The 23,704-nt window shown below is 63.2% G+C and carries 20 protein-coding genes; 10 read left to right on the top strand and 10 right to left on the bottom strand.

Features of this window, described 5'->3' with window-relative positions:
• Position 1 precedes the first annotated feature (1 nt).
• From bhcB to ACFP9U_RS10935, 8 genes are all read left to right on the top strand, one after another.
• Positions 2-955, top strand: coding sequence for a beta-hydroxyaspartate dehydratase BhcB (bhcB, locus tag ACFP9U_RS10970; RefSeq protein ID WP_378621359.1), 954 nt, complete (start codon positions 2-4; stop codon positions 953-955).
• Between the two features lie 15 nt (positions 956-970).
• The gene (gene bhcC / locus ACFP9U_RS10965) at positions 971-2,125 is read left to right on the top strand and encodes a 3-hydroxy-D-aspartate aldolase BhcC (protein WP_378621342.1); all 1,155 of its coding nucleotides are present in this window, start codon (positions 971-973) and stop codon (positions 2,123-2,125) included.
• Positions 2,125-3,099, top strand: a complete 975-nt coding sequence (bhcD, locus tag ACFP9U_RS10960) for an iminosuccinate reductase BhcD (RefSeq protein ID WP_378621340.1) — start codon at positions 2,125-2,127, stop codon at positions 3,097-3,099. Before bhcC ends, bhcD begins: the two co-directional genes overlap by 1 nt.
• Positions 3,100-3,551: 452 nt before the next feature.
• Complete coding sequence (gene coxB, locus ACFP9U_RS10955) at positions 3,552-4,379, top strand: cytochrome c oxidase subunit II (protein ID WP_378621338.1); 828 nt, start codon at positions 3,552-3,554, stop codon at positions 4,377-4,379.
• Between the two features lie 58 nt (positions 4,380-4,437).
• A complete protein-coding gene (ctaD, locus tag ACFP9U_RS10950; protein ID WP_378621336.1) occupies positions 4,438-6,213 on the top strand; it encodes a cytochrome c oxidase subunit I in 1,776 nt (591 codons plus the stop codon).
• On the top strand, positions 6,210-6,917 hold the full coding sequence (locus ACFP9U_RS10945; RefSeq protein ID WP_378621335.1) for a cytochrome c oxidase subunit 3: 708 nt from the start codon (positions 6,210-6,212) through the stop codon (positions 6,915-6,917). Before ctaD ends, ACFP9U_RS10945 begins: the two co-directional genes overlap by 4 nt.
• Before the next feature lie 11 nt (positions 6,918-6,928).
• Positions 6,929-7,651: a heme-copper oxidase subunit III family protein gene (locus ACFP9U_RS10940; RefSeq protein WP_378621333.1), complete on the top strand. Its 723-nt coding sequence runs from the start codon at positions 6,929-6,931 to the stop codon at positions 7,649-7,651.
• Positions 7,652-7,660: 9 nt separating this feature from the next.
• Positions 7,661-8,032: a cytochrome C oxidase subunit IV family protein gene (locus tag ACFP9U_RS10935; protein WP_378621332.1), complete on the top strand. Its 372-nt coding sequence runs from the start codon at positions 7,661-7,663 to the stop codon at positions 8,030-8,032.
• A 128-nt stretch (positions 8,033-8,160) separates the two neighbouring features.
• Here ACFP9U_RS10935 and ACFP9U_RS10930 read toward each other — a convergent pair whose 3' ends face one another.
• From ACFP9U_RS10930 to ACFP9U_RS10915, 4 genes are all read right to left on the bottom strand, one after another.
• Positions 8,161-8,979, bottom strand: a complete 819-nt coding sequence (locus ACFP9U_RS10930) for a DUF2189 domain-containing protein (RefSeq protein ID WP_378621330.1) — start codon at positions 8,977-8,979, stop codon at positions 8,161-8,163.
• Positions 8,980-9,293: 314 nt separating this feature from the next.
• Positions 9,294-10,130, bottom strand: a complete 837-nt coding sequence (locus ACFP9U_RS10925; protein ID WP_378621328.1) for a purine-nucleoside phosphorylase — start codon at positions 10,128-10,130, stop codon at positions 9,294-9,296.
• 15 nt (positions 10,131-10,145) lie between these two features.
• A complete protein-coding gene (locus ACFP9U_RS10920) occupies positions 10,146-11,462 on the bottom strand; it encodes an amidohydrolase family protein (protein ID WP_378621327.1) in 1,317 nt (438 codons plus the stop codon).
• A gap of 118 nt (positions 11,463-11,580) precedes the next feature.
• Positions 11,581-12,663 (bottom strand): class I SAM-dependent methyltransferase, encoded by a 1,083-nt coding sequence (locus ACFP9U_RS10915; protein WP_378621324.1) that lies wholly within the window; start codon positions 12,661-12,663, stop codon positions 11,581-11,583.
• 72 nt (positions 12,664-12,735) lie between these two features.
• Between ACFP9U_RS10915 and ACFP9U_RS10910 the strand changes: the two genes are divergently transcribed.
• On the top strand, positions 12,736-13,806 hold the full coding sequence (locus tag ACFP9U_RS10910) for a GlxA family transcriptional regulator (RefSeq protein WP_378621322.1): 1,071 nt from the start codon (positions 12,736-12,738) through the stop codon (positions 13,804-13,806).
• Positions 13,807-13,892: 86 nt separating this feature from the next.
• Here the strand turns inward: ACFP9U_RS10910 and ACFP9U_RS10905 are convergent, their stop codons facing one another.
• From ACFP9U_RS10905 to ACFP9U_RS10880, 6 genes are all read right to left on the bottom strand, one after another.
• Entirely contained in the window at positions 13,893-14,639 is a 747-nt protein-coding gene (locus ACFP9U_RS10905; RefSeq protein ID WP_378621321.1) for an SDR family NAD(P)-dependent oxidoreductase, read from the bottom strand.
• Positions 14,640-14,737: 98 nt separating this feature from the next.
• A complete protein-coding gene (locus ACFP9U_RS10900) occupies positions 14,738-16,288 on the bottom strand; it encodes a SpoVR family protein (RefSeq protein ID WP_378621357.1) in 1,551 nt (516 codons plus the stop codon).
• A 12-nt stretch (positions 16,289-16,300) separates the two neighbouring features.
• Entirely contained in the window at positions 16,301-17,608 is a 1,308-nt protein-coding gene (locus ACFP9U_RS10895) for a YeaH/YhbH family protein (protein WP_378621319.1), read from the bottom strand.
• Between the two features lie 23 nt (positions 17,609-17,631).
• Positions 17,632-19,581 (bottom strand): PrkA family serine protein kinase, encoded by a 1,950-nt coding sequence (locus ACFP9U_RS10890; protein WP_322451686.1) that lies wholly within the window; start codon positions 19,579-19,581, stop codon positions 17,632-17,634.
• Between the two features lie 465 nt (positions 19,582-20,046).
• On the bottom strand, positions 20,047-20,808 hold the full coding sequence (locus ACFP9U_RS10885; protein ID WP_378621316.1) for a LuxR C-terminal-related transcriptional regulator: 762 nt from the start codon (positions 20,806-20,808) through the stop codon (positions 20,047-20,049).
• 303 nt (positions 20,809-21,111) lie between these two features.
• The gene (locus tag ACFP9U_RS10880; RefSeq protein WP_378621315.1) at positions 21,112-21,843 is read right to left on the bottom strand and encodes a Crp/Fnr family transcriptional regulator; all 732 of its coding nucleotides are present in this window, start codon (positions 21,841-21,843) and stop codon (positions 21,112-21,114) included.
• 594 nt (positions 21,844-22,437) lie between these two features.
• Here ACFP9U_RS10880 and ACFP9U_RS10875 point away from each other — a divergent pair.
• The gene (locus tag ACFP9U_RS10875) at positions 22,438-23,451 is read left to right on the top strand and encodes a hypothetical protein (protein WP_378621313.1); all 1,014 of its coding nucleotides are present in this window, start codon (positions 22,438-22,440) and stop codon (positions 23,449-23,451) included.
• The last annotated feature ends 253 nt before the right edge of the window (positions 23,452-23,704 follow it).

The raw sequence follows: 23,704 nt of genomic DNA, 5'->3' as shown, positions 1-23,704 counted from the left end.
AATGTTGATCCCGTCCTATGAGGATGTACTGGCCGCGCAGGAGCGCATCGGCCCCTACAACCACCAGACCCCGGTGCTGACGTCGGAGTACCTGAACCGGCGCACCGGCGCGCAACTCTTCTTCAAGTGCGAGAACTTCCAGAAGGCCGGCGCCTTCAAGGCGCGTGGCGCATCGAACGCCGTCTTCGGGCTCTCGGACGCGCTCGCCGAAAAGGGCGTGGCCACCCATTCTTCGGGCAACCACGCGCTCTCGCTCAGCTACGCCGCCTCCCGCCGCGGCGTGCCCGTGACCGTGGTCATGCCGCACACCGCGCCCGAGGCGAAGAAGGCGGCCGTGCGCGGCTATGGCGGCAAGATCGTGGAATGCGAGCCCTCGACCTCCTCGCGCGAGGCGGTGTTCGCCGAGGTGGTGGCGGAGACGGGCGCGGACTTCGTCCACCCCTACAACGATCCCCGCGTGATCGCCGGTCAGGCCACCTGCTCGAAGGAACTGGTCGAGGAGGTCGGCCCGCTCGATGCCGTCATTGCCCCGATCGGCGGCGGCGGAATGGTGTCCGGCTGCTGCCTGACGCTTTCCAACATCGCTCCGGAGACGAAGATCTACGCCGCCGAGCCGGCCAATGCGGATGATGCCTACCGCTCGCTGAAGGCGGGCCACATCATCGCCGACGACGCGCCGCAGACGGTGGCCGACGGGCTCAAGGTCCCGCTCAAGGATCTCACCTGGCACTTCGTCTCGCGCCACGTGAGCGACATCTTCACGGCCACGGAAGAGGAAATCGTCGACGCCATGCGCCTCATCTGGCAGCGCATGAAGATCGTCATGGAGCCTTCCAGCGCCGTGCCGCTGGCGACCATCCTGAAGAACCCCGGCACCTTCGCAGGCAAGCGTGTCGGCGTCATCATCACCGGCGGCAATGTCGATCTCGACAAACTGCCCTGGCTCAAGAGCTAACCAGAGGGAAGCCCTATGAACACGCAACCCAAGATCACCGACTTTGAGGTCGGCTACGACATTCCCGCCGCGATCGGCATGGACGAAAGCGAGATCCAGACCCCCTGCCTGGTGGTCGATCTCGACGCGCTGGACCGCAACATAGACCGCATGCAGCACTTCGCCAACGCCATGGGCGTGCGCCTGCGCGTGCACGGCAAGATGCACAAATCCGCCGACATCGCCCTCTTGCAGATCGAGAAGGGCGCCGTCGGCATCTGCTGCCAGAAGGTGAGCGAGGCGGAAAGCTTCGCCCGCGCCGGCGTGAAGGATATCCTCGTTTCCAACCAGGTGCGCGACCCGGCCAAGATCGACCGCCTGGCGCGGCTGCCCAAGCTCGGCGCCCGCACCATCGTGTGCATCGACGACAAGGACAACATCGCCGACCTGTCGGAAGCAGCCGCCCGCCACGGCACCGAAATCGAGGTCCTGGTCGAGATCGATTGCGGCGCAGGACGCTGCGGCGTGGCAGCGGGCGAGCCCGTGGTGGAACTGGCCAAGGCCATCGAAGCTGCCCCCAACCTCACCTTCTCCGGCCTGCAGGCCTATCAGGGTGCGGCACAGCACGTCCATTCCTTCGAGGAGCGCAAGGCCAAGATCGACGCCGCCATCGACATGGTGCGCAAGACCGTCGCCATGCTGAAGGCCGAAGGCATCGAATGCGCCATCGTCGGTGGTGCCGGCACCGGCAGCTATTATTTCGAGGGCAATTCCGGCGTCTATAATGAGATGCAGTGCGGCTCCTACGCCTTCATGGACGCCGACTACCAGCGCGTGCTCGACAAGGATGGCAAGCCGATCAGCGAGTTCGAGAACGCGCTCTTCATCCTCACCTCGGTGATGAGCCACGCCAAGCCGGACAAGGCCATCTGCGACGCCGGACTGAAGGCGCAGTCGGTGGATTCGGGCCTGCCGGTGATCTTCGGCCGCGACGACGTGAAATACATCAAGTGCTCCGACGAGCACGGCGTCATCGAGGATCCGAACGGCGTCCTGAAGCCCAACGAGAAGCTGAAGCTCGTTCCCGGCCATATCGATCCGACCTGCAACGTGCACGACTGGTATGTCGGCGTGCGCGGCGGCAAGGTGGAAGCACTGTGGCCCGTGACGGCGCGGGGTAAGGCGTACTGATGCCGAAGCTCGCGATCGTTCCCGAAGCGCTCTGCCCCGAGCTCGTGGATGAGGATGCGGCCTTCGAGGCCGTGTCCAAGGCCTTTGCCGCCATGGCTGAGGACAAGGCGTCCAATTTCCCGGTCGTGCGCGAGGCGATCGGGCATGCCGACGCGCTCTACGGCTTCAAGGGAGGCTTCGACCGCGCCGGCATGACGCTCGGGGTGAAGGCCGGCGGCTACTGGCCGCACAACATCGACAGGGGCGTTACCAATCACCAGTCGACGGTCTTCCTGTTCAATCCCGATACCGGCCAGCCGTCGGCACTGGTGGGCGGCAATTATCTGACGGCCGTGCGTACGGCGGCGGCGGCCGCCGTCTCGATCCGCCATCTGGCCCGCGAGGATTCGAGGGTGCTTGGCATGATCGGCGCCGGCCACCAGTCGGCCTTCCAGATGCGTGCGGCGGTGCGTCAGCGGCATTTCGAAAAGGTCGTGGCCTGGAACCCGCACCCGGAAATGCTGCCCCGCCTCGCGGAAACGGCGAAAGAGCTGGACCTGCCGTTCGAAGCCGTGGAACTGGACCAACTGGGGGCCGAGGCCGACGTGATCATCACCATCACCTCGAGCTTCGCGCCGACCCTTCTGGCGGAACACGTCCGTCCCGGCACCCACATCGCCTGCATGGGCACCGACACCAAGGGCAAGCAGGAGGTCGAGGCCGTGCTCCTCAAGGCTGCCTCCGTCTTCACCGACGAGGTCGACCAGTCCGTCACCATCGGCGAGGCGCAGCACGCGATCGCCGAGGGTCTGGTGGACCGGGCGGCCATCACGCCCATCGGCGCCGTCATCGCCGGCCTTCATCCGGGCCGTGCCAGCCAAGACGAAATCACGCTCTTCGACGGAACGGGCGTTGCCCTGCAGGACCTCGCCGTGGCGGCCGTGGCCGTCGAGCGCGCCCGGGAGAGAGGCGTGGCCCAGGAAATCGAGCTGTAAGAGCGGCACACATGACCGACATGCGGCGGGCCTTGCGCCCGCCGCATCACAGCGGGAGCAATCCAAAGCCGAACAGAAGCAGCGCCAAGATCGCCACCGCCACGAAAATCGACATCCTCAGGTCCATCGCACGAACCTCCGGGAAGCGCCTTCGCGCGCAGAACGGGCGCGAACAGGACACCCGGCCGCCCGCGGCGGCAACGCTCCCTGTGCCGATACTACAGGAGAAGCGCCAAACCGAGAAGCCGGCGCCCGGCCGGCAAACGCGCATCAGTTCATGTGCGATCGCGTCCGGAAATCCAGGGGCATAAGCGGCCTGTCCGACCGCCTCACCACCCTCCGCAAAACGCCTCCCGGCCCCGGCACTGGATATTCCCGGCCATTTTAAGCTATTATGACGGCGGCCGCCCGAGAGATCCGAGATTTTTGTGGGCGGCCGGGAGGACAATAGGATGGCCGCTGCCCTTGTGCTGGTCTTGGTCGTCGTGGGCTCGATACTGTTCCACTTTCTGAGCCCATGGTGGTGGACGCCTATTGCCTCGAACTGGAATTATATCGACCAGACGCTCATCATCACTTTCTGGATCACCGGCGCCGTCTTCACCGCCGTTGTCCTGTTCATGGCCTGGTGCGTCTTCCGCTTCCGCCACAAGGAAGGCGCGAAGGCGGCCTATGAGCCGGAGAACAAGAAGCTGGAATCCTGGCTCACCATCGTGACCGCCGTAGGCGTGGCGGCGATGCTGGCGCCCGGCCTTTACGTGTGGTGGCAGTTCATCACCGTGCCGGACGAGGCCGGCGAGATCGAGGTCGTCGGCCAGCAATGGCAATGGAGCTATCGCCTGCCCGGCGAGGACAACAGGCTCGGCAAAGCCTCCAACCGCCTTGTCACCTTCGAAAACCCGCTCGGCATCGATCCCGACGATCCCGCGGGCCAGGATGACGTGGTGATCGTGGCAGACGCGTTGCACCTGCCCATCGAGAAGCCGGTGAAGGTGCTGTTGCGCTCGGTCGACGTGCTGCACGATTTCTACGTGCCCGAGTTCCGCGCCAAGATGGACATGGTGCCGGGCATGGTCACCTATTTCTGGTTCACCCCGACGCGGACCGGCACCTTCGAGGTCCTCTGCGCGGAACTGTGCGGCACGGGCCACAGCTATATGCGCGGCACCGTGGTGGTCGATACCGAGGAAGACTATCAAGCATGGCTGCAGGAGCAGTCGACATTCGCCGCACTTTCCGGTTCGCGGCAGGTCGGCGCGGCCGAAAGCGTGGAACCGTGAACCGGGAGGTTGCGACGTAGCTGGAAGTCCGGCGCGGCCGGAAGAAGGGAGAGAAACGATGGTCGATGCCACATCTCGCCCGGATGAAGGGATCCCGCCCGCGGAAGTTCCCGAGCTGGAGCTTTACCATCCGAAAAGCTGGTGGACGACCTATGTCTTCTCGCAGGACGCCAAGGTGATCGCCATCCAGTATTCCGGCACGGCGATAGCCATCGGCCTTGTCGCGCTGGTCCTGTCCTGGCTGATGCGGCTGCAGCTCGGCTTCCCCGGCACCTTCGATTTTATCACGCCCGAAGCCTACTACCAGTTCGTGACCATGCACGGCATGATCATGGTCATCTATCTCTTGACCGCCGTCTTCCTTGGCGGCTTCGGAAACTACCTGATCCCGCTCATGGTCGGCGCGCGAGACATGGTGTTTCCTTACGTGAATATGCTGAGCTACTGGATTTATCTGCTTGCCGTTCTCGTGCTCGCGGCAAGCTTCTTCGTGCCCGGCGGCCCGACGGGCGCGGGCTGGACGCTCTACCCGCCGCAGGCGATCCTGACCGGCACGCCGGGCGGCCAGAGTTGGGGCATCATCCTGATGCTCGTCTCGCTCATCCTGTTCATCATCGGCTTCACCATGGGCGGGCTGAACTATGTGGTGACCGTTATCCAGGGCCGCACGCGGGGCATGACGTTGATGCGCATGCCGCTGACCGTCTGGGGCATCTTCACCGCCACCGTCATGGCGCTGCTCGCCTTCCCAGCGCTCTTCGTCGCCTGCGTGATGATGTTGTTCGACCGGCTGCTCGGCACCTCCTTCTTCATGCCGGCGCTGGTCGAGATGGGCCAGCAGCTAAGCTATGGCGGCGGAAGTCCCATCCTCTTCCAGCACCTCTTCTGGTTCTTCGGTCATCCGGAGGTTTATATCGTCGCCCTGCCCGCCTTCGGCATCGTCTCCGATCTCATCAGCACCCACGCGCGAAAGAACATCTTCGGCTATCGCATGATGGTCTGGGCGATCGTCGTCATCGGCGCGCTTTCCTTCATCGTCTGGGCGCACCACATGTATGTCTCCGGCATGCATCCCTGGTTCGGCTTCTTCTTCGCCACGACCACGCTGATCATCGCCGTGCCGACGGCGATCAAGGTCTACAACTGGGTGCTGACGCTGTGGCGCGGCGACATCCACCTGACGCTGCCGATGCTCTTCGCGCTCGCCTTCATCGTCACCTTCGTCAATGGCGGGCTCACCGGCCTCTTCCTCGGCAATGTGGTGGTCGACGTGCCCTTGTCGGACACCATGTTCGTGGTCGCCCATTTCCATATGGTGATGGGCGTCGCGCCGATCCTGGTCGTCTTCGGCGCCATCTATCACTGGTACCCGAAGATTACCGGGCGCATGCTCGACGAGACGATGGGCCAGATCCATTTCTGGGTCACCTTCGTCGGCGCCTACGCGATCTTCTTCCCGATGCACTATGTCGGGCTGGTCGGCGCGCCGCGCCGCTATCCCGAGCTCGGCGACACCGCCTTCATTCCCGACTCGGTGCACGACCTCAACGCCTTCATCTCCGTCACCGCCCTGATCGTCGGTGCCGCGCAGATGGTCTTCCTGTTCAACCTCATCTGGAGCCTGCGCTACGGCAGGGAGGCGGGCGGAAATCCCTGGCGCGCCACCAGTCTGGAGTGGCAGACGCCGACGACACCGCCCCCGCACGGCAACTGGGGAGACGAGCGCCCGCTCGTCTATCGCTGGGCCTACGACTACAGCGTCCCCGGCGCGCCCGAGGATTTCATCGCCCAGAGCGATCCCTGGCCGCAAAAACCGGTGGCGGGGCGGGCATGAGCGCCATCCTCGTCTTCCTGGTCGTGGTGATCGGATTTTCCTTCTGGTGGCTCTTCCACCAGCGGATCCTGTCGAAGCCGTGGCTGGAACAGGGCGTGCATTCGGCCCTGCCCGAGACCGACGTCTCGGGCATGCCGACGGCCAAGATCGCACTCGGAATCTTCCTGGCCGTGGTCGGCAGCCTCTTCGCGCTTTTCGCCAGCGCTTATTTCATGCGCATGGAATATGCGGACTGGCAGGCCCCGCCCGTGCCGCGCGTGCTCTGGCTCAACACCGGCGTTCTTGTCCTCGCGAGCGTGGCGCTTTCCTGCGCCGTGCGCGCAGCGCGTGAGGCGCGCATGGACATGATGCGGCTTGCCCTTGCGGCGGCCGGCCTCGCCTCGCTGGTCTTCCTGGCCGGGCAGTTGCTCGCCTGGCGTGACCTCTCCGCCGCCGGCCATTATCTCGAAGTCAATCCCGCCAACAGCTTCTTTTACCTGCTGACCGGCATGCACGGCCTGCACATTCTGGGCGGTCTTGTCGCCCTTGGAAACGTGCTGGCGAGAGCCTGGCAAGAGGACGCAGAACCGGGCCCGCTGCGCCTCGGTGTCGAGCTTTGCGCCATGTACTGGCATTTCCTGCTCTTCGTCTGGCTGGCGATCTTCGTCCTGCTTGCCGGCTGGGCGGGCGACTTCCTTGCCGTCTGCCGGCAATTGCTGACCTGAAGGGGAAGAGGATGGCCGAGACCACACTGAACGGCTTCGGGGCGAAACAGGACCGCAAGGAAGGGCTGCGGGGCGTGGCCGCCGACTGGGCGTCGGACCAGCGCGCTTTCAAGTCCGCCTCATGGGGGAAGGCCATGATGTGGATCTTCCTCCTGTCGGACACTTTCATCTTCGGCTGTTTCCTGCTCGCCTACATGACGGCGCGCATGTCGACCACAGAGCCTTGGCCGAACGCCAGCGAGGTTTTCGCCCTGCATATCGGGGGCGTTAACATGCCGCTCATCCTCATCGCCATCATGACCTTCGTGCTCATCTCCTCGAGCGGCACCATGGCGATGGCGGTGAACTTCGCCTACCGGCGCTCCCGCGGACCGACGGTGGCCCTGCTTATCCTTACCGCGCTCCTCGGCGCAACCTTCGTCGGCATGCAGGCTTTCGAATGGACCAAGCTGATCACCGAGGGCGTGCGCCCATGGGGCAATCCCTGGGGTGCGCCGCAGTTCGGCGCCACCTTCTTCATGATCACCGGTTTCCACGGAACCCATGTCACCTTCGGCGTGATCTTCCTCTTTATCGTCGCCCGCAAGGTCTGGCGCGGCGACTACGAGAAAGGCACCCCGGGGTTTTTCACCAGCCGGCGCGGCGACTACGAGCATGTGGAGATCATGGGCCTCTACTGGCACTTCGTCGATCTCGTCTGGGTCTTCATTTTCGCATTCTTCTATCTGTGGTGAGGAACGGCCATGGCTTCCCCGGCTGAACACGCACGCCCCCGCTATTCGCAGACCGCCATCGCGGAACACGCGGAAGGACAGCAGCATCCGATCAGGCTTTATCTGATGGTCTGGTTCTGGCTGTTCGTCTTGAGCGCCTGCTCCTACCTGGTCGACTATGTCGGCTTCGAAGGCTATCTACGCTGGAGCCTGATCCTGGTCTTCATGTTCCTCAAGGCAGGTCTGATCGTGGCGGTTTTCATGCACATGGTCTGGGAGCGCCTGGCGCTGGTCTACGCCATCCTGCTGCCGCCGGCTGCCGTGCTCGTCTTCGTCGCCATCATGGCGATCGAATCCGACTACACTGCCCTTACCCGGATGAACCTCCTCGGCGGCGGATAGCCGATGCTGGCCGAAGCCCGGGAGCATCGACCTCATGCGTCCATGCGGTCACACGGGGCCGTCGTTCGTTACCCGGCGGCTTTATCATTCATTTCCCGGAGTGGGCGGGAGGCGCCTCTCCAGTAGCCCTATCGCCGCCGTTTTCGCTCCGGCGGCGCGACCACCGTCTTGCGGTAAAGGTGCCATGTCGCATGGCCGAGAATGGGGAAGATCACCGCAAGCCCGACGAGCAGCGGAATGGTGCCGATCACCAGAAGCGCCGCCACCATCAACCCCCACAGCAGGATGGGCAGCGGGTTGGTCAGCATGACGCGCGCCGAGGTCGCGACGGCGGCATAGGCGCCGACATCCCTGTCGAGCAGCATGGGAAAGGCAACGGACGTCGTGCTGAGCACGACCAGGGCAAAGAGTAATCCCACGAAATTGCCGACAAGGAGCAATGTCCATCCCTGGCGCGTGGTCAAGACTTCGTAGATGAAACCGATCAGCGCATCCGGCGCCGTCGGGCCGTAAAGCCAAGCATAGAGCGCCTGCGCGGTGAAAATCCAGACGAGGAAGATGGCCATCAGCATCGCCCCGACTGCGAGGATCGAGGGAATGGCCGGCGACTTCACGACTTCGAACGCATACCGCCACGATGCATCCTCGCCCCGCTCGCGACGCCTGCTGATCTCGTAGAGCCCGATTGCCGCCAGGGGCCCCAGAAGGGCGAAACCGGCAACGAGCGGAAAGATCAGCTGCAACGCGTTGCCCGTGGAAGCCCATGTGAGCAGGATCATTCCGATAACGGGATAGATCAGGCACAAGAAAACGTAGTGGGATGGCCTGTCCCAGAAATCAGCCAGGCCGCTGCGCATGGCATCGAGGATATCGGAGACACCGATGCGGCGCACTTTCGGATGCGCGATCGTGCTCCCGGAACCGGTAAGTACGTGAAAACCCGCCATAACCATCCCTCCTGGACTTGGTCCGGTATGGTTGCGGCTCGCGATGGACAGAAGGTCACGCCGAACCGCAACCCTTGTCTGTTTCAAGATACCATGCTCGGCCGGTTTTGTCGCCGGTTTTCCGGTTTTGGGGGAAGCGCTGTCGCCTGTTTGCACCGCCAGGGTGTCGAAACAGGACGCTCCGCCTGCCGAGAGTTTTTCTTGATCGCCGGAACCGACGGGCGCGATCGGCGTTGCTTTGGCAAGCGACAGTGTGCCCTTCTGTCGCCCGTGAGCAGGCCGGCCTATCCCCCCTTCGGGCCGGCCTGTTGTCATTACCGCGACGGCAGCGCCGGCAGCAATTCGCGCAACAGCAGCGCGATCTTCTCGCCGCAGCGCACCGCGTTCGCCAGCACCGCCTCCACAGTATCGACCGCCTGATCCGGCCCGCCGGTGGCCTGGTTGGTGATGGCAGAGATACCAAGGACCGGCAAGCCCGCATGGGCTGCGGCGATCACTTCCATGACGGTGGACATGCCGACCGCATCCGCTCCCGAGCCGCGCAGGAAACGACGTTCGGCCGAGGTCTCCAGCGACGGGCCCAGCACGCCGGCATAGATGCCGTGCCTGACGGGCACCTCCGTGCGGCCGGCGGCCTGGCTTGCCGATCGCAGAAGATCGGGATCATAGACCCGCGACATGTCGGGAAAACGCAGGCCGATGGCCTCGTCATTCATGCCCACCAGCGGGTTGAGCCCGGTGAAGTTCAGGTGGTCCTCGATCAGCATTACCTCTCCCGCACGGTAGTCCGGGTTGAGTCCGCCCGCGGCGTTGGTGACGATCAGGGTCGTCGCGCCGAGACGCTTGAGCAGATAGACGGCGAGCGCGATATCGCGCGGCGACCACCCCTCGTAAAGGTGCAGCCGGCCCTGCATGACGGCCACGCGCCGGCCATGAAGCATCCCGAAAATGAGCTCGCCCCTGTGGCCGGGCGCCGTGGAGACGGGAAAATCCGCGATCTCCGCATATGGGATCCGGACCGCGTCCTCGACCGCTTCGCCGATCTGCCCCAGGCCCGAGCCGAGCATGATGGCGATTTCGCAGGGCGCGCCCGCCCGCCTTTCGATCGAGGCATGGGCGCGTTCGAGGCGCGAAAGCTGACTTTCCGTCATGATCCGCCGGCCCCTTCAGGCGATGCTCTGAGCGATCTTCGGCGCGAGCCGCTCCACCGCCTCGATCGTCTCATGAAGCCCGTGGCGCGTCAGCACGCCGTCGCGCACCACCTGCTCGCCGCCGAGAAAGACATGGCGCACATCCGACTTCGCCGTGGAGTAGACGAGATGCGTCACGGGATCGAACATGGGAACGGCGTGCGGGCGTTTCACGTCGATCATGATCATGTCGGCGAACTTGCCCGGCTCCAGGCTGCCGATCCGGTCCGCAGCATCAAGCGCCGCCGCCCCGGCCGACGTCATCATGGCAAGAGCCTGCCCGGTCGAGACCGCGTCCGCCCTGCCGGAGACGCCCTTGTGCAGGGTGGCGGCCAGCCGCAGCGCCAGCCACATGTCAAGATCGTTGCCGCTGATGGCCCCATCCGTGCCGAGCGCCACCCGTACACCAGCCGAAAGCATCTCCGGCACGCGCGCGACACCGGAGGCGAGCTTCAGGTTCGATACCGGATTGTGCGAGACGGTGGCGCCGGTGCGCGCGAGGATCTCGATCTCCTCGTCGTCCAGATGAACGCAGTGGGCAAGCACCGTGCGCGCGTCGAGCAGTCCCAGATGGTCGAGGTGACGGATGACCGAGCGGCCATAGCGGCTGGTCACGTCCGCCTGCTCCGCCTTCGTCTCGGCTGCATGGGTGGTAAACAGGGCACCGTGGCGCTCGGCGATCTCCTTGGCGACCTGCAGATTTTCCGGGCCGACCGTATACGCGCCGTGCGGCAGAACCGCCGGCAGGACGTCCTCGGCATCGCCAAATTCCTCGAAGAAGCGCTCGGCCGCCGCGACCCGGCCCTTCAGGTCATGGCCGGTCACCCCTGGAGGATCGAAGAAGATGCCGCCGGTCGAGACCCGCATGCCCACCCTTCGGGCTGCCTTCACCGTCTCGGCCGGGTACCAGAACATGTCCATCACCGTGGTGACGCCGGAAAGCAGGAGTTCGGAAAAGCCGAGCACCGTGCCAAGATAGGTGGTCTCCGGGTTGAGGATCGCGCCCTCCGCCTTCCACACCGTCTGCAGCCAGGGCTCCAGCGGCAGATCTTCGATGAGGCCGCGGAACAGGCTGTCGCCACCATGGCAATGGGTGTTGATCAAACCGGGCATGAGGATGTGGCCCGCACCGTCGATCACATGCCTTGCATTGTCCGCCCGGGCCTCGAGCTCTGCCGTCGAGCCAAGATGCGTGATGCGGCCACCGGCGACGGCCACGCCGCCGTCGGCAATGACGGTGCCGACATCGTCGCAGGTGACCACGGTTGCGTTGGTGATGACGAGATCCGTCATGGCGCCTCCTCCGGATGATCCGTTCACAGCGCCACAAAGCGGACCGGAATGTCAATTGCGCGATTGCCGGCGGGCGCGCGGCTGCCGTTGCCGCACTGCCCGCCAACGCGCCGGGGCCTCACACGCGGGAGACGAACCAGACGTTCATCGGGTCGTGCGGAAGCACGTTGCGCTCGACGGAACTGAAGCCCGCCTCCTTCAGCATGCCTTCGGCCGTCTCCCAGCCCCACATGGTGCCGAGCCCCAAGCCGCCCTGCCCCAGAGAGACGGGCGTGCAGTGGGCGCAGGAGACCGCATAGAGCATCGCTGCCATCGGGAAATCGACGTTGTTCTCGAGCTTCGCCGAGCCGCCGATGTCCTGCATCAGATAGACGCCGCCGGGCCGCAACGCACCGCGGAGACCGCGGATCAGCGCTTGCGGGTCTTTCTGGTCGTGCACCGCATCGAAGCTGGTGATGAAGTCGAACCGCGCCTTCTCGTCGTAGCCGGTCAGATCGCGCTTCTCGAACCGGATATTGGCGAGGCCCTCCTCCCGCACCTTTGCGTTGGCGAATTCGATCGCGTCGGCGCACAGGTCGTAGCCCACAAAGCGGCTTGCCGGAAAGCGCCGCGCCATCTCGATCAGCGCCAGCCCGCGCCCGCAGCCGGCGTCGAGCACGTCGATACCGGCGTCCAGCCGCTCCATGATGCCGTCGACCAAAGGCAGGACGGAATCGAAAAGCTGCGCGACGACCGTCTGGCCGCTGTCTTCCTCCATGAATTGATGGAAACAGGGGAAATCGCCATAGGCGAGCCCCTCCCCTGTTTCGAAGCAGGCGAGCAGCCGCTCCTGGATCTGTCCCATAAGCGCGATGGGCTGCGCATAGACCGCGAGATTGCCGAGCGGGGCTCCTCGCGTCAGGCAGGCCGCGTGCTCGGGCGGGAGCCGATAGGAATTGTCGGCGGGATCGTACCGGACGATTCCGCCCATAACCATCACCGCCAGCCACTCACGGATATAGCGTTCGGAAAGCTGGGCGCGCCCGGCGATCACGGCGCTCGTGGACGGCGGCATTTCCGCCAGCAGGTCGAACAGTCCCAGCCGGTGGCCGATCGACATCATCACCGCCACCGCACCCGAATTGAGGATGCCGCCGACATTTTCAGCGAAAGCCTCCGCCGCCGCCATATCCGCTTTCTCGATTTCCGCAGCCACACTCATTGCAACCTCCTCCTATTCACGATCTGACGTGGTGCGCACTACCCTTCGAGCGATGTCGGCTGAAGGTACGGAATGGACAGAAAAGTGGCTTTCATGCCATTGTCACGCATGCGAGTGGACAGCGCTCCAGCCAAGATCAGCCTGCTTGCCCTGCCCGAGACCACGCCCGGCGCCCTCTACGGGCTGCACGAGATCTTCTCTTCGGTGGGAGTGGCATGGCACGAAATGACCGGCGAGGCGATCAGCGTCCGTCGGCTTGAAACGTCCATCGTGGCAAGGGACGCCGCGCCTTATCCCTCGCTCTTCGGCCCGCCCATTGCCCCGCAGGCACGCCTTTGCGACGCCGGCCAGGCGGATCTCGTCATCGTGACCGACCTTGCCCTAGCGCCCGACGGTTCGCCGCGCGGCCGGTGGGAGGAGGAAGCCGCCTGGATACGTCGTCAATTCGAGGGCGGCGCCGTCGTCTGCTCCGTCTGCACGGGCACGATCTTCCTGGCCGAATCCGGCCTGCTCGACGGCGTCGAGGCCACAACCCATTGGGCCGTGACGCACTTCTTCGATGAATACTACCCGGATGTGAAGCTGCATCCGGAGCGCATTCTTTGTCCGGCCGGTCCGGAACACCGCATCGTCACCGGCGGCGGTGCCGGCTCATGGACGGACATGGCGCTTTACTTCGTCGCCCGTTTCTGCGGCGCCGCCGAGGCTGTGCGCATCGCCAAGATCTTCGTGCTTGGGGACCGCAGCGAGGGCCAGCTCCCTTTCGCCGCCATGACGCGGGTGCCACGCCGTGAGGACACGGTGATCAACCGGTGTCAGTCGTGGCTCGCCGACCATTATAGCGAGCCGAACCCGGTCGCCCGCATGGCGGCCCTTTCGGGATTGTCCGAGCGCACCTTCAAACGCCGCTTCAAGGCGGCGACGGGCTATGCGCCCATCGACTACGTGCAGGCCCTGCGCATCGAGGAAGCCAAGCAGATGCTGGAGACGACCGCCGAGCCGACGGACGTCATCGCCGGCGCCGTCGGCTACGAGGACCCCGCCTATTTCCGCCGCCTCTTCAAGCGGGCGACCGGCATCACCCCGGCCCGCTACCGCCAGCGCTACCGCTTCATCGGAATGGCGATGGGGGCAGCGGCGTAGGCTTTGCGGCGCACGTCCGCGCATGGGCGAGGCGGAGAAGTCGGCACCCCATCGGAACGCCTTGAAACACTACGAATACCACATCTTCAATAGGTCGTGCGCCCGCCCGACAGGTCGAAAACGGATGCGGTCGTGAAGCTGTTTTCCTTTGAAACCAGCCAGGCGACCATGGCCGCTGCTTCCTCCACTTCCAGAAACCGGCCGCGGGGAATGCGCACCAACATGTACTCGATGAACTCCTCGGTCAGCGTGTCGAGAATGCGCGTCTTGGCGGTGGCCGGGCTGATGGCATTGACGGCGATGTCGTATTTGGCGAGCTCCTTGCCGAGCGATTTCGTCAGGCCGATGACGCCGGCCTTGGCGGCCGAATAGGCCGACAGGTTGGGATTGCCTTCCTTGCCGGCGACGGAGGAGATGTTGACGATGCGGCCGTAGTTGCGCGCCTTCATCGACGGCACGACCACCTTGTTCACGTAGAAGGTGCCGTTGAGGTTGATCTCGACGACACGCCGCCATTCCTCCGGGTCGTATTCGTCGAGCGGCGCGTTTCCGCCGGCCACGCCGGCCGAATTCACCAGGATCGAAACCGGCCCGACCTCGCGCTCCACCGCGGCATGGGCCTCTTCCAGGGCGGGCAGGTCGGTGATGTCGACCACCTTGCCCGATGCCGCGGAGCCCAGCGCTTCCACCGCCTGGCCGAGGAGGTCGGCGTTCATGTCCCAGAGGCTCACCTTGGCGCCGGAATCGGCCAGCCGCTTGGCAATGGCCAATCCAAGCCCCTGCGCGCCGCCCGTCACCACGGCAACCTGGCCCTCGAGATCGATCCTGTTCATCTCCTGCCCATCCTCCTTGTGTTCCGATTCAGGCGGCGAGTTGAGCAGGTTTCAAGCGGCAATGTCCATGGGCAAGATGCCGGCCGCACGGCCGGAGTTCACATGGTCAGCTGCTTGGTGGAGGATTCGTAGACCACCTTTCCCGTCCCGGCTTCGATCCCCTCCAGGGTCACGTCATAGCCCCACAGATTGCGGATGTGGCGCAACGTGGTGTCCCGGGTCTCCTCCTGCAGCCGAATTCCGTTCCTGACCTGATGCTGCAGCTTCAGATGACGATCGCCCAGAAGGTCGACATCCACGACCTGCACGTCCGGCTGGAGGACGCCGACATCATAGTTGCGGGCGAGCGCCGAGCGCACCTTCTCGTAACCGCGCTCGTTGTGGATCGCGGTGACCTCGCAATAGGGATCGCTCGACCTGTCGGCCAGGAGGAAGAGCCTGAAATCGCGGATGAGCGTCGGGCTCAGATATTGCAGGATGAAGGACTCGTCGCGGTGATTGGCCCAGGCATCGAGCAGCGTCTCGCGCCATTCTCCCTTGCCGGCGATGTCGGGGAACCAGTCTCGATCCTCCGCCGTCGGCTGTGTGGAGACCCGCTGAATGTCCCGCATCATCGCAAAGCCGAGGGCGTAAGGGTTGATGCCCGAAAAGCGTGGATCGTCGAAATCGGGCTGGAAGACCACGTTCGAGTGGCTTTGCAGGAACTCCAGCATGGTGCCTTCGGAGATCCGCCCCTCGTCGTAGAGCTGGTTCATGACGGTGTAGTGAACGAAGGTGGCACACCCCTCGTTCATCACCTTCGTCTGGCGCTGCGGATAGAAATATTGCGCGATCACCCGCACGATCCGCAGGATCTCGCGCTGCCATGGCTCCAGGATGAGGCTGTTCTTCTCCAGGAAGTAAAGCAAATTTTCTTCCGGCAGGTTGAGCGAACGCTTGCGTTCCAGGTACTCTTGCTCGCGCGCGTCCGAGCGCCCGCCGGACTTGGCCTTCGGCAGCGTGCGCCAAAGGTCGCTGTAGGTCTGCTCCTCGTATTCCAGCCGCTCGCGCACCCGCTCACGCTCCTTCTCCGAGGAAAGCCGCGGCGCTCGCCGGTAGCGGAAAACACCTTGGTCCATCAGCGCATGGGCGGAATCCAGAATGTTCTCCACCGCGGCGAGGCCGTAGCGCTCCTCGCAGCGCGCGATGTATTTCTTGGCGAAATCCATATAGCTGAGAATGGCGCTCGCATCGGTCCAGCGCTGGAAGAGATAGTTGTTCTTGAAGAAGTGGTTGTGGCCGAAGGCGGCGTGAGCCGTCACCAGGGCCTGCATCGTCATGGTGTTTTCTTCCATGAGATAGGTGATGCAGGGGTTCGAGTTGATGACCAATTCATAGGCCAGCCCCCGCTGTCCCTTGCGGTAGAGGTGCTCCTCGAACACGAAGCGCTTGCCGAAGGACCAGTGCTGATACATCAGCGGCATGCCGATCGAGGAATAGGCGTCGAGCATCTGCTCCGACGAGATGATCTCGAGCTGGTTCGGATAGATGTCGAGCCCCAGGTCTCCGACCGCGATCTCCTCGATCGCGTCGTAGACGCGCGACAGCGTTTCGAAGTTCCAGTCGGAACCCTCGAACAGCAGACCCGCTCCTTTCGCCCCTTTTTTCACACCCATCGACGCCTACCTGCGCATCTGGACAATTGGCTGCTTGGCGAAAAGTTTGCGGAAGACCGGATAGATATCCGCCGGACGGGCGATGCGCGTTATCTGGAAATTCGGCCATTGCTCGGCCACCGTCCGGTAGGCCCGCCAGAGCGAAGTGCCGTTGTCGGTCGCCCCGAAGATCTCCGTCTCCCGCTCGTCAATGATCTCGACATAGGCGTAGTACTGGCTCAGTCGCATCACTTCCTCGTGCAGAAGCGAGGCGCAGCGTTCCGAGTCGCCGGCGATGTTGTCGCCGTCGGAGGCCTGCGCGGCGTAGATATTCCACTCCCGCGACGGATAGCGCTCGCGAATGATGTGCAGCATCTCCTCAAGCGCGGTGGAGACCACCGTGCCGCCGCTCTGGGTGGAATAGAAGAAAGTCTCTTCATCCACCTCCCGCGCCTCGTGCGTATGGCGGATGAAGACGATGTCGATCCGCTCGTAACGGCGCTTCAGGAAAAGGTGCAGGAGCACGAAAAATCGCTTGGCGAGGTCCTTCTCCCGTTCGCCCATGGAACTCGAGACGTCCATCAGGCAGAACATCACCGCGCTCGCATTGGGCAACGGCTGCGGCTCGAAACGGTTGAAGCGGATGTCGAGCGGATCGACGAAAGGGATCACCTTGCGGCGGCGCTCCAGCGTTTCGAGCTCTTGCCGGAGTGTCTCGAGACGCTCCTGATTTCCAGCGGGGTCCGCCTCCAGTCTGGCGACCTCCTCGGCAAGCGCCTCCACTTGCCTGCGGCTCGGCCGGCGCAGGGCCAGGCGGCGGCCATAGCTGTTGCGCATGGTGCGCCCGACATTGATGTTGTTGGGGGTGCCGGAAGTGGCGTAGCCGGCCCGGCGCGGCTTGTGTGCGATCGCTTCCTTCAGATTGAGCTTCACCATGTCGGGAAGCTCGAGATCCTCGAAAAAAAGGTCCAACACCTCCTCGCGCGACAGGACGAAGCGGAAATCGTCTTCGGCTTCGCCGATGCCGGCATTCGAGCCGCCCTCCCCGGCGCCGCCACCGGGCTTCGGCAGCCGGTCGCCGGGCGAGAACTCCTTGTTACCGGGCAACACATGCTCGCGCTCGCCGCCCGTCCGGGCTTTCTGAAAAGACGGCTCGCTCGTATCGCGGTCGGGCATGGGCACCGAATGCTTGGTATCCACGTCCGCGATCTTGCCGGATTTGACCTGTTCCTTGATAACGCGCTTCAGTTCCTCGCGCGCCCGCTTCAGGAAGCGCCGCCGATTGCCGAGGCTCTTGTCCTTCGGGTTAAGGCGACGGTCGATGAAATTCGGCATCGGTCATCCCGCGCGCGCCCATCTCAGCCCGCCTTGTTCACGCGCATGTACCAGTCGACCAGCCGCCGGACCTGGCGTTCGGTGTAACCGCGCTCCACCATGCGCTGGACGAACTCGGCATGCTGCTTCTCTGTCTGCGAATCCTTCTTGGAGCCGAAGCTGATCACCGGCAGGAGATCCTCGACCTGGCCGAACATCCGCTTCTCAATAACCTCACGCAGCTTCTCGTAGCTCGTCCAGGAGGGATTGCGCCCGTGGTTCCTGGCGCGTGCCCTCAGCGTGAACTTCACCACCTCGTTGCGGAAATCCTTCGGATTGGCGATGCCGGCCGGCTTTTCGATCTGCGACAGCTCGCTGTCGAGGATTTCCCGGTTGAGGATCTGCCCCGTGTCCGGATCCTTGAAGTCCTGGTCTTCAAGCCAGGCATCCGCATAGGCGATATAGCGGTCGAAGAGGTTCTGGCCGTACTCGCTGTAGGATTCGAGATAGGCCTTCTGGATTTCGTGGCCGATGAACTCCGCATAGCGCGGCGCGAGCTCCGACTTGATGAAGTCGAGATAGGCGGTCTCCTGCTCCTTGGGGAACTGCTCCCGCTTGATGGCCTGCTCAATGATGTACATGAGGTGCACCGGGTCGGCGGCCACTTCCTTGGTGTCGTAGTTGAAGGTCTCCGACAGCACCTTGAAGGCAAAGCGCGTGCTCACACCGGTCATGCCCTCGTCGACGCCGGCGGTATCCCGGTACTCCTGCACCGACTTCGCCTTGGGATCGATATCCTTCAGGTTCTCGCCGTCATAGACCCGCATCTTCGTGTAGAGCGGCGAGTTCTCGTGCTCGTGCAGCCGGGTGGACACGGTGAAGCGGCTCAGGATCTCCAGCACCTCCGGTGCGCAGGGATTGCTGACGAGCTCGCTTTCGCGCAGGAGCTTTTCGTAGATCTGCTTCTCCTCGGTCACCCGCAGGCAATAGGGCACCTTGACCACCAGGATGCGGTCGAGGAAGGCCTCGTTGTTCTTGTTGTTCTTGAACTGCAGCCACTCCGACTCGTTGGAGTGGGCGACCACGATGCCTTGGTAGGGGAAGGCGCCGAAGTTCTCCGTTCCGTTGTAATTGCCTTCCTGGGTGGCCGTCAGAAGCGGATGCAGGACCTTGATCGGTGCCTTGAACATCTCGACGAATTCGAGCAGCCCTTGGGTCGTGCGGTTGAGCCCGCCGGAATAGGAATAAGCGTCCGGGTCGGCCTGGCTGAAATTTTCGAGCTGGCGGATATCGACCTTGCCCACCAGGGAGGAGACGTCCTGGTTGTTCTCGTCACCGGGCTCCGTTTTGGCGATGCCGATCTGGCGCAGCCGAGACGGTATCAGCTTAACGACGCTGAATTTGGAGATATCGCCGTCGACCTCATCGAGCCGCTTGGTGGCCCATGGCGAGATCAACCCGGTCAGCCGCCGCCTGGCGATGCCGTACTTATCCTCCAGAAGCTCGGCCATACGGTCGGGATGAAACAGGCCCAGCGGCGACTCGAAGACCGGACTGATCTGCCCGTTCATGGCCAGCGTATAGATGGGCCGCTGCTCCATCAGCTTCTTCAGCCGCTCGGCAAGGGAAGACTTGCCCCCGCCGACAGGCCCCAGGAGGTAGAGGATCTGCTTGCGCTCCTCCAGCCCCTGCGCCGCATAGCGGAAGTACCCCACGATGCGCTCGATCGTGTCCTCCATGCCGTAGAAATCGGCGAAGGCGGGATAAATCTTGATGGTCCGGTTGGCGAAAATACGGCCAAGGCGTTCGTCCGCACTCGTATCGACGAGGGTCGGCTCTCCGATCGCGTCCACCATCCGCTCGGCAGCGGTGGCATACATGGACGGGTCGTCGCGACAGGCGAGAAGATACTCCTGCAGGCTCATCTCCTCGCGTGTGGTGCTCGTGTAAATCTCCGAAAAGAGATCGAAGACTTCAGATTCTCTCCTTTGCATCGTGCTCTCTCGTGACAGGGCGGGTTGAGGGCGTTTGCGTCGCGGCCTGTCGGCTCCTGTGTCGGTTGAACGGTTTCTCACCTGCAAAGGTTCCTCACGGAACCCACACGACTCAACACATTCGGAAAGGTTACCGTAGTCCCGGCAACGTGGATAGGCCGTCGCACCGTACCCCGCGCATATTCACATCCCGCATTTTCAAGACCGTCCGGTTCCTTCTTTCCGACGTTCCTAGCGGTATCACTTCGCAGTTGGACAAGCGCGGCCCTATCGGCCCATCACCGTGCGCTGGCGGGTGGCTTCACCACCTGCGGGTCGGTGCGCCCATCCAGCTTGCTGACTGTCTTTTAGATGGGGATCATAGGAGGAGTGAGTCAAGCGCCAAGGGCGGCCGACCGGTACGCTTCGCACGGCCGTCCTCGATACGGTCGGCCGTGCGAAGACAGACAAAAACCCAAGGGCCGGCTAGGGCATCATCTCCCTGATCTTGTAGGCGACCTCCGTGCGGTTGGTCGCGTTTAGCTTTTTCATGATGTTACGGATGTGGACCTTGACCGTGCTTTCGCAAAGCTGCAGTTCGTAAGCGATGATCTTGTTCGCTTTGCCGCGACGCAGTGCTTCGGCAACCTCCGCTTCACGCGCGGTCAAAAGATTGTCCAGGCCGCTGACCCGGTTGCTCCGTGCGTTGATCACGTCGCGCATGGCCAGGACCCCGCTGGCAGGCACGAAGACACCGCCCGCGCGCGCCAGCAGAATGGCCTCGGCGGCCACACCGACACCGACGTTGCTGGGAATGTAACCCCGTGCGCCAGATTCCAGCGCCTTCAGAATCTGACCGAGATCGTCCGTATCGGCCACCACGATGACGGGGCTGGCCACGAACTCTTCCGACAGGCGCTGAATCTCACCGCTGACGGTCGGCTCCGTCACCCTTCTGCTCCCGGCGATGAAGAGCACCGCCGAGGGTTCGCGAAAATCATGACGCTCGCGCCATTCTTCCGCCGAACCCACGGCGATGAATTCCATCGCCGGATTTTGTGTTGCGAGACTGCGGGAAAGACACTCTCTGTCGAGTGCACGCGGATCAATCAGCAGCACAAGATCCCGTTGGGCCTCCCCGCCGAGTCCACGTCCTGCTTCGTAACCCTTAATCTTCTGCAGCGTCCCCGTTATTTGCGGCGCCTGTCCAAAACCAGGCGTCTGCGTAATCGCGTTTGTCAACTCCACGACACAACTCCCCTGACAATTTATGCGGAGTCCCGAACTCCACATTTGTAGGCACATGGCCTCTCGGATACTTTGCCTGAACTTCCAGCAATGTTGCCACTCATTTCTTGGTAGATAAACTTACCCCGCCCCAAAGCATCGGTATGATTCCGACTTGGGCAACTTGGATGATATTATCTGCACAGTTGTGTACTACGCGCACTAACTTGGATTAATCTCTAGTCATTTTTTTACCAATTGATAAGAGATTAGGCACCTATGGGTTGTTTCTGTATATACGTGACAACTTAAAGTTGTTGGTGCCTAGCGGGCTCTCAATGCGAGATATGACGCATCAAACTGAGCAAGTTGGACCAGTCCCTCGAAATCGGTGATTTCGACGACCCCGCCGCGAAATGACACGTATCCGGCTTCACGCAATTCCTTCAGAACGCGGTTGACGTGAACGGCTGTCAGGCCGAGTGCGTCAGCGAGGTCGGCCTGCGTCAGCGGACACGAAAAGCGCCGCACCCCGTCCTTCTCCCGGACATTGACGCGGTGTGCGAGTTCGACGAACAGATGCGCAGTGCGCTCCACCGCGCCGCGCCGGCCGATATTGACGAGATGCTCGGCCAGTCGCGCATAGCGCCGGGCCATTCCCTTGAGAACCGCCTCCGAAACAGGCTCAGGATAGTGCAACAATGTTTTGTAGCTAGGGCCCGGCAACTCAATGATCGTCACGGGAGACAGTGCCGTGATGATCTCACGCGCCCACTCGGTGGTGCCGATGGTCACGATATCGCCGGGAAGCGAAAGGTCGAGCACCGTCCGCGCCCCGCTGGTCAGTGCCTTTCCGGAGGCCACCCAGCCGGAAACGATCAGGAGGATAGCCTGCCTGCTGTCGTCCCAGTCGGCGATCGTCGCACCGGTTGCGTAGGTTCGCCGCTTGATCCTGCCGCCAAAGTCGTCTTTCGAACGCTCGGGGCGGGACGGCCCCCTATCGGCCGAGGCAATCGCATCAAGGGACTTCAGAATGTCTCCGAAAAACCCCACCATGCCTGAAGCATGCCCCTTCCCGCGGGCCGGCGACCTAAGCCGACGCCAAGCCCGGATTTAGTCATTCATAACATGCATATTTTCCCCTAGGGATTTCTCCTAAGGTGGTAGCAGCGACCATTTCGAAGGATTTTTGGCCTAACGAACGAGCTTTTCAGGGAAAAACATGCTTAGAACATGGATCACATTGTCGTGATCCGTCTAAATGACCGCCCATCCACAAAGAGGAATCCAGCTTTCCCGCCTGATAGGCGCAGGAATGCTGCCGCACGCTCGAGGTGTCGTCACGCCGATCGCGCCGCGCAAGTAGCTCTGCAGCCTCTCAAACGGAGTAGAACGATCATCTGCCTAGCCCGAGTTGGTAGCGCGCTAACACCATTCGTCTCTGAGTTTGCACAAAAATCTTAGCTGGTTCAAACGGATACGGCTTTATGATCCGCGCCGCCGGCGCTGAAAGGGGCCGGCGCGTCATGTGAGATTCCGGAGCGGGAAAATCGGCCGTTTCCTTCATGAACCGCCGCACGGCACGCGGTTCGAAAAGCGAGCGGCGGATCGGTATAGAAGAAGATGTGGCACGCCAGCAGTTCTCGAACGATGATCGGGCAGACCGAGATGCCGCGCATGCTGGCCCTGATCCAACGCTGCGCCGAAAGACTTACGCTCGATCTGTCGGATCTGCATGTTGTTGCGCCGGCCACGACGGGCTATCAGGCGGCGACGGCAACGCTGGCGCTTCTGGCCGGCGCGGCCAGCGTGACCGCCGTCACCCGTCCGTCGAACCGGTACCATTCCGCCGGCGAATCCGCGGACGTTACGGAGTCGCTCGCCGCACTCGCCGGCGTGCACAACGAATTGCGGATCTGCGAGCGCATCGATCACCAGACCTGCAGCAGCGCCAACATTCTGATCAACTGTGATCCGGTACGCCCCATCACAAGATCCCTCATAGAACGCCTCCCCGACCGCGCCGTCATCGCCGTGGCAGGCGAGCCCTGGACGTTGCTGGCCGGCGACATCGACGTGAAGGCGAGCAGGGAGCATCGGATCCCCGTATCCGCGGTCAACGAATCCCACCCGGACGTGGGCGGTACAGACTATCATCCAGCTTTGTGTCTGAAGCTCTTCAGCGCCGCGCGCGTGGCGGTCCGCGACGCCAGGGTGGCACTGATCTGCGGCAATCCGCTGGCTGGCAACCTCGAACGGGGACTGCGCGCGGCGGGCGCCCGGATTGTCGTGTTCCCTCGTCCAGACATGGTGTTCGAGCACGCCTGGAATGCCGTCGTGCTCGCCCAGCGGCCGACCACGGACATGCAGCTGGATATCCGAGACCTCGGCCACCTGGCCAAGGTCGCGCCCGACGCCGTCATCCTCCAATATTGGGGCGACATCGACCGCAAGGCGGCTCGCTATTTTGGCCTCGAAGTGTGGCCGCCACGAACGCCCGGCCGAGGCAGGCTGGGACTGCCCCTGGAAGTGCTGGGTCCTGAGCCGACGATCCAGCTCGCCGCCAGCGCGCTGAAAGCGGCGGAACTCGTCCTGGCCGGCAAACCGCTGCATCCGGGTGGGCTGGCGCAGGTCCTCAATCCCAATGAATGGATCGAAAGCTGAATGCCCCGCCGGCAGCGCAAGCGCTCCTGAACGACCGGATGCGAAAGGGCTGGCACTGTGCACCGACCCTCTCACCCGCCCCTTTGGAGAAGGTCGGGCCCGGTCAATCCGCTCATTTTTCGGTCTCGATTCTGGTTTCGATTTCGAGGCGGTATCGTGCGGGGGTTGTTTTCCAGAGTTCGGTGAGGGCGCGGCGGACGGTTCGGGTGCGGTCCCTGGCGAGGCGGCTGTCGGCGGCGGCGTCGATGTAGGC

The organism is Nitratireductor sp. GCM10026969 (assembly GCF_042660605.1).
Lineage (GTDB): Bacteria > Pseudomonadota > Alphaproteobacteria > Rhizobiales > Rhizobiaceae > Chelativorans.
The sequence above is the reverse complement of the archived record's forward strand: the minus strand, read 5'-3'. Positions and strand labels throughout refer to the sequence as shown.

Excerpts from the sequence above, each read along its gene's own strand:
- bhcB (WP_378621359.1), top strand. The coding sequence starts at position 2 with ATGTTGATCCCGTCCTATGAGGATGTACTGGCCGCGCAGGAGCGCATC.
- bhcC (WP_378621342.1), top strand. The coding sequence starts at position 971 with ATGAACACGCAACCCAAGATCACCGACTTTGAGGTCGGCTACGACATT.
- bhcD (WP_378621340.1), top strand. The coding sequence starts at position 2,125 with ATGCCGAAGCTCGCGATCGTTCCCGAAGCGCTCTGCCCCGAGCTCGTG.
- coxB (WP_378621338.1), top strand. The coding sequence starts at position 3,552 with ATGGCCGCTGCCCTTGTGCTGGTCTTGGTCGTCGTGGGCTCGATACTG.
- ctaD (WP_378621336.1), top strand. The coding sequence starts at position 4,438 with ATGGTCGATGCCACATCTCGCCCGGATGAAGGGATCCCGCCCGCGGAA.
- ACFP9U_RS10945 (WP_378621335.1), top strand. The coding sequence starts at position 6,210 with ATGAGCGCCATCCTCGTCTTCCTGGTCGTGGTGATCGGATTTTCCTTC.
- ACFP9U_RS10940 (WP_378621333.1), top strand. The coding sequence starts at position 6,929 with ATGGCCGAGACCACACTGAACGGCTTCGGGGCGAAACAGGACCGCAAG.
- ACFP9U_RS10935 (WP_378621332.1), top strand. The coding sequence starts at position 7,661 with ATGGCTTCCCCGGCTGAACACGCACGCCCCCGCTATTCGCAGACCGCC.
- ACFP9U_RS10930 (WP_378621330.1), bottom strand. The coding sequence starts at position 8,979 with ATGGCGGGTTTTCACGTACTTACCGGTTCCGGGAGCACGATCGCGCAT.
- ACFP9U_RS10925 (WP_378621328.1), bottom strand. The coding sequence starts at position 10,130 with ATGACGGAAAGTCAGCTTTCGCGCCTCGAACGCGCCCATGCCTCGATC.
- ACFP9U_RS10920 (WP_378621327.1), bottom strand. The coding sequence starts at position 11,462 with ATGACGGATCTCGTCATCACCAACGCAACCGTGGTCACCTGCGACGAT.
- ACFP9U_RS10915 (WP_378621324.1), bottom strand. The coding sequence starts at position 12,663 with ATGAGTGTGGCTGCGGAAATCGAGAAAGCGGATATGGCGGCGGCGGAG.
- ACFP9U_RS10910 (WP_378621322.1), top strand. The coding sequence starts at position 12,736 with ATGGACAGAAAAGTGGCTTTCATGCCATTGTCACGCATGCGAGTGGAC.
- ACFP9U_RS10905 (WP_378621321.1), bottom strand. The coding sequence starts at position 14,639 with ATGAACAGGATCGATCTCGAGGGCCAGGTTGCCGTGGTGACGGGCGGC.
- ACFP9U_RS10895 (WP_378621319.1), bottom strand. The coding sequence starts at position 17,608 with ATGCCGAATTTCATCGACCGTCGCCTTAACCCGAAGGACAAGAGCCTC.
- ACFP9U_RS10890 (WP_322451686.1), bottom strand. The coding sequence starts at position 19,581 with ATGCAAAGGAGAGAATCTGAAGTCTTCGATCTCTTTTCGGAGATTTAC.
- ACFP9U_RS10880 (WP_378621315.1), bottom strand. The coding sequence starts at position 21,843 with ATGGTGGGGTTTTTCGGAGACATTCTGAAGTCCCTTGATGCGATTGCC.
- ACFP9U_RS10875 (WP_378621313.1), top strand. The coding sequence starts at position 22,438 with ATGATCGGGCAGACCGAGATGCCGCGCATGCTGGCCCTGATCCAACGC.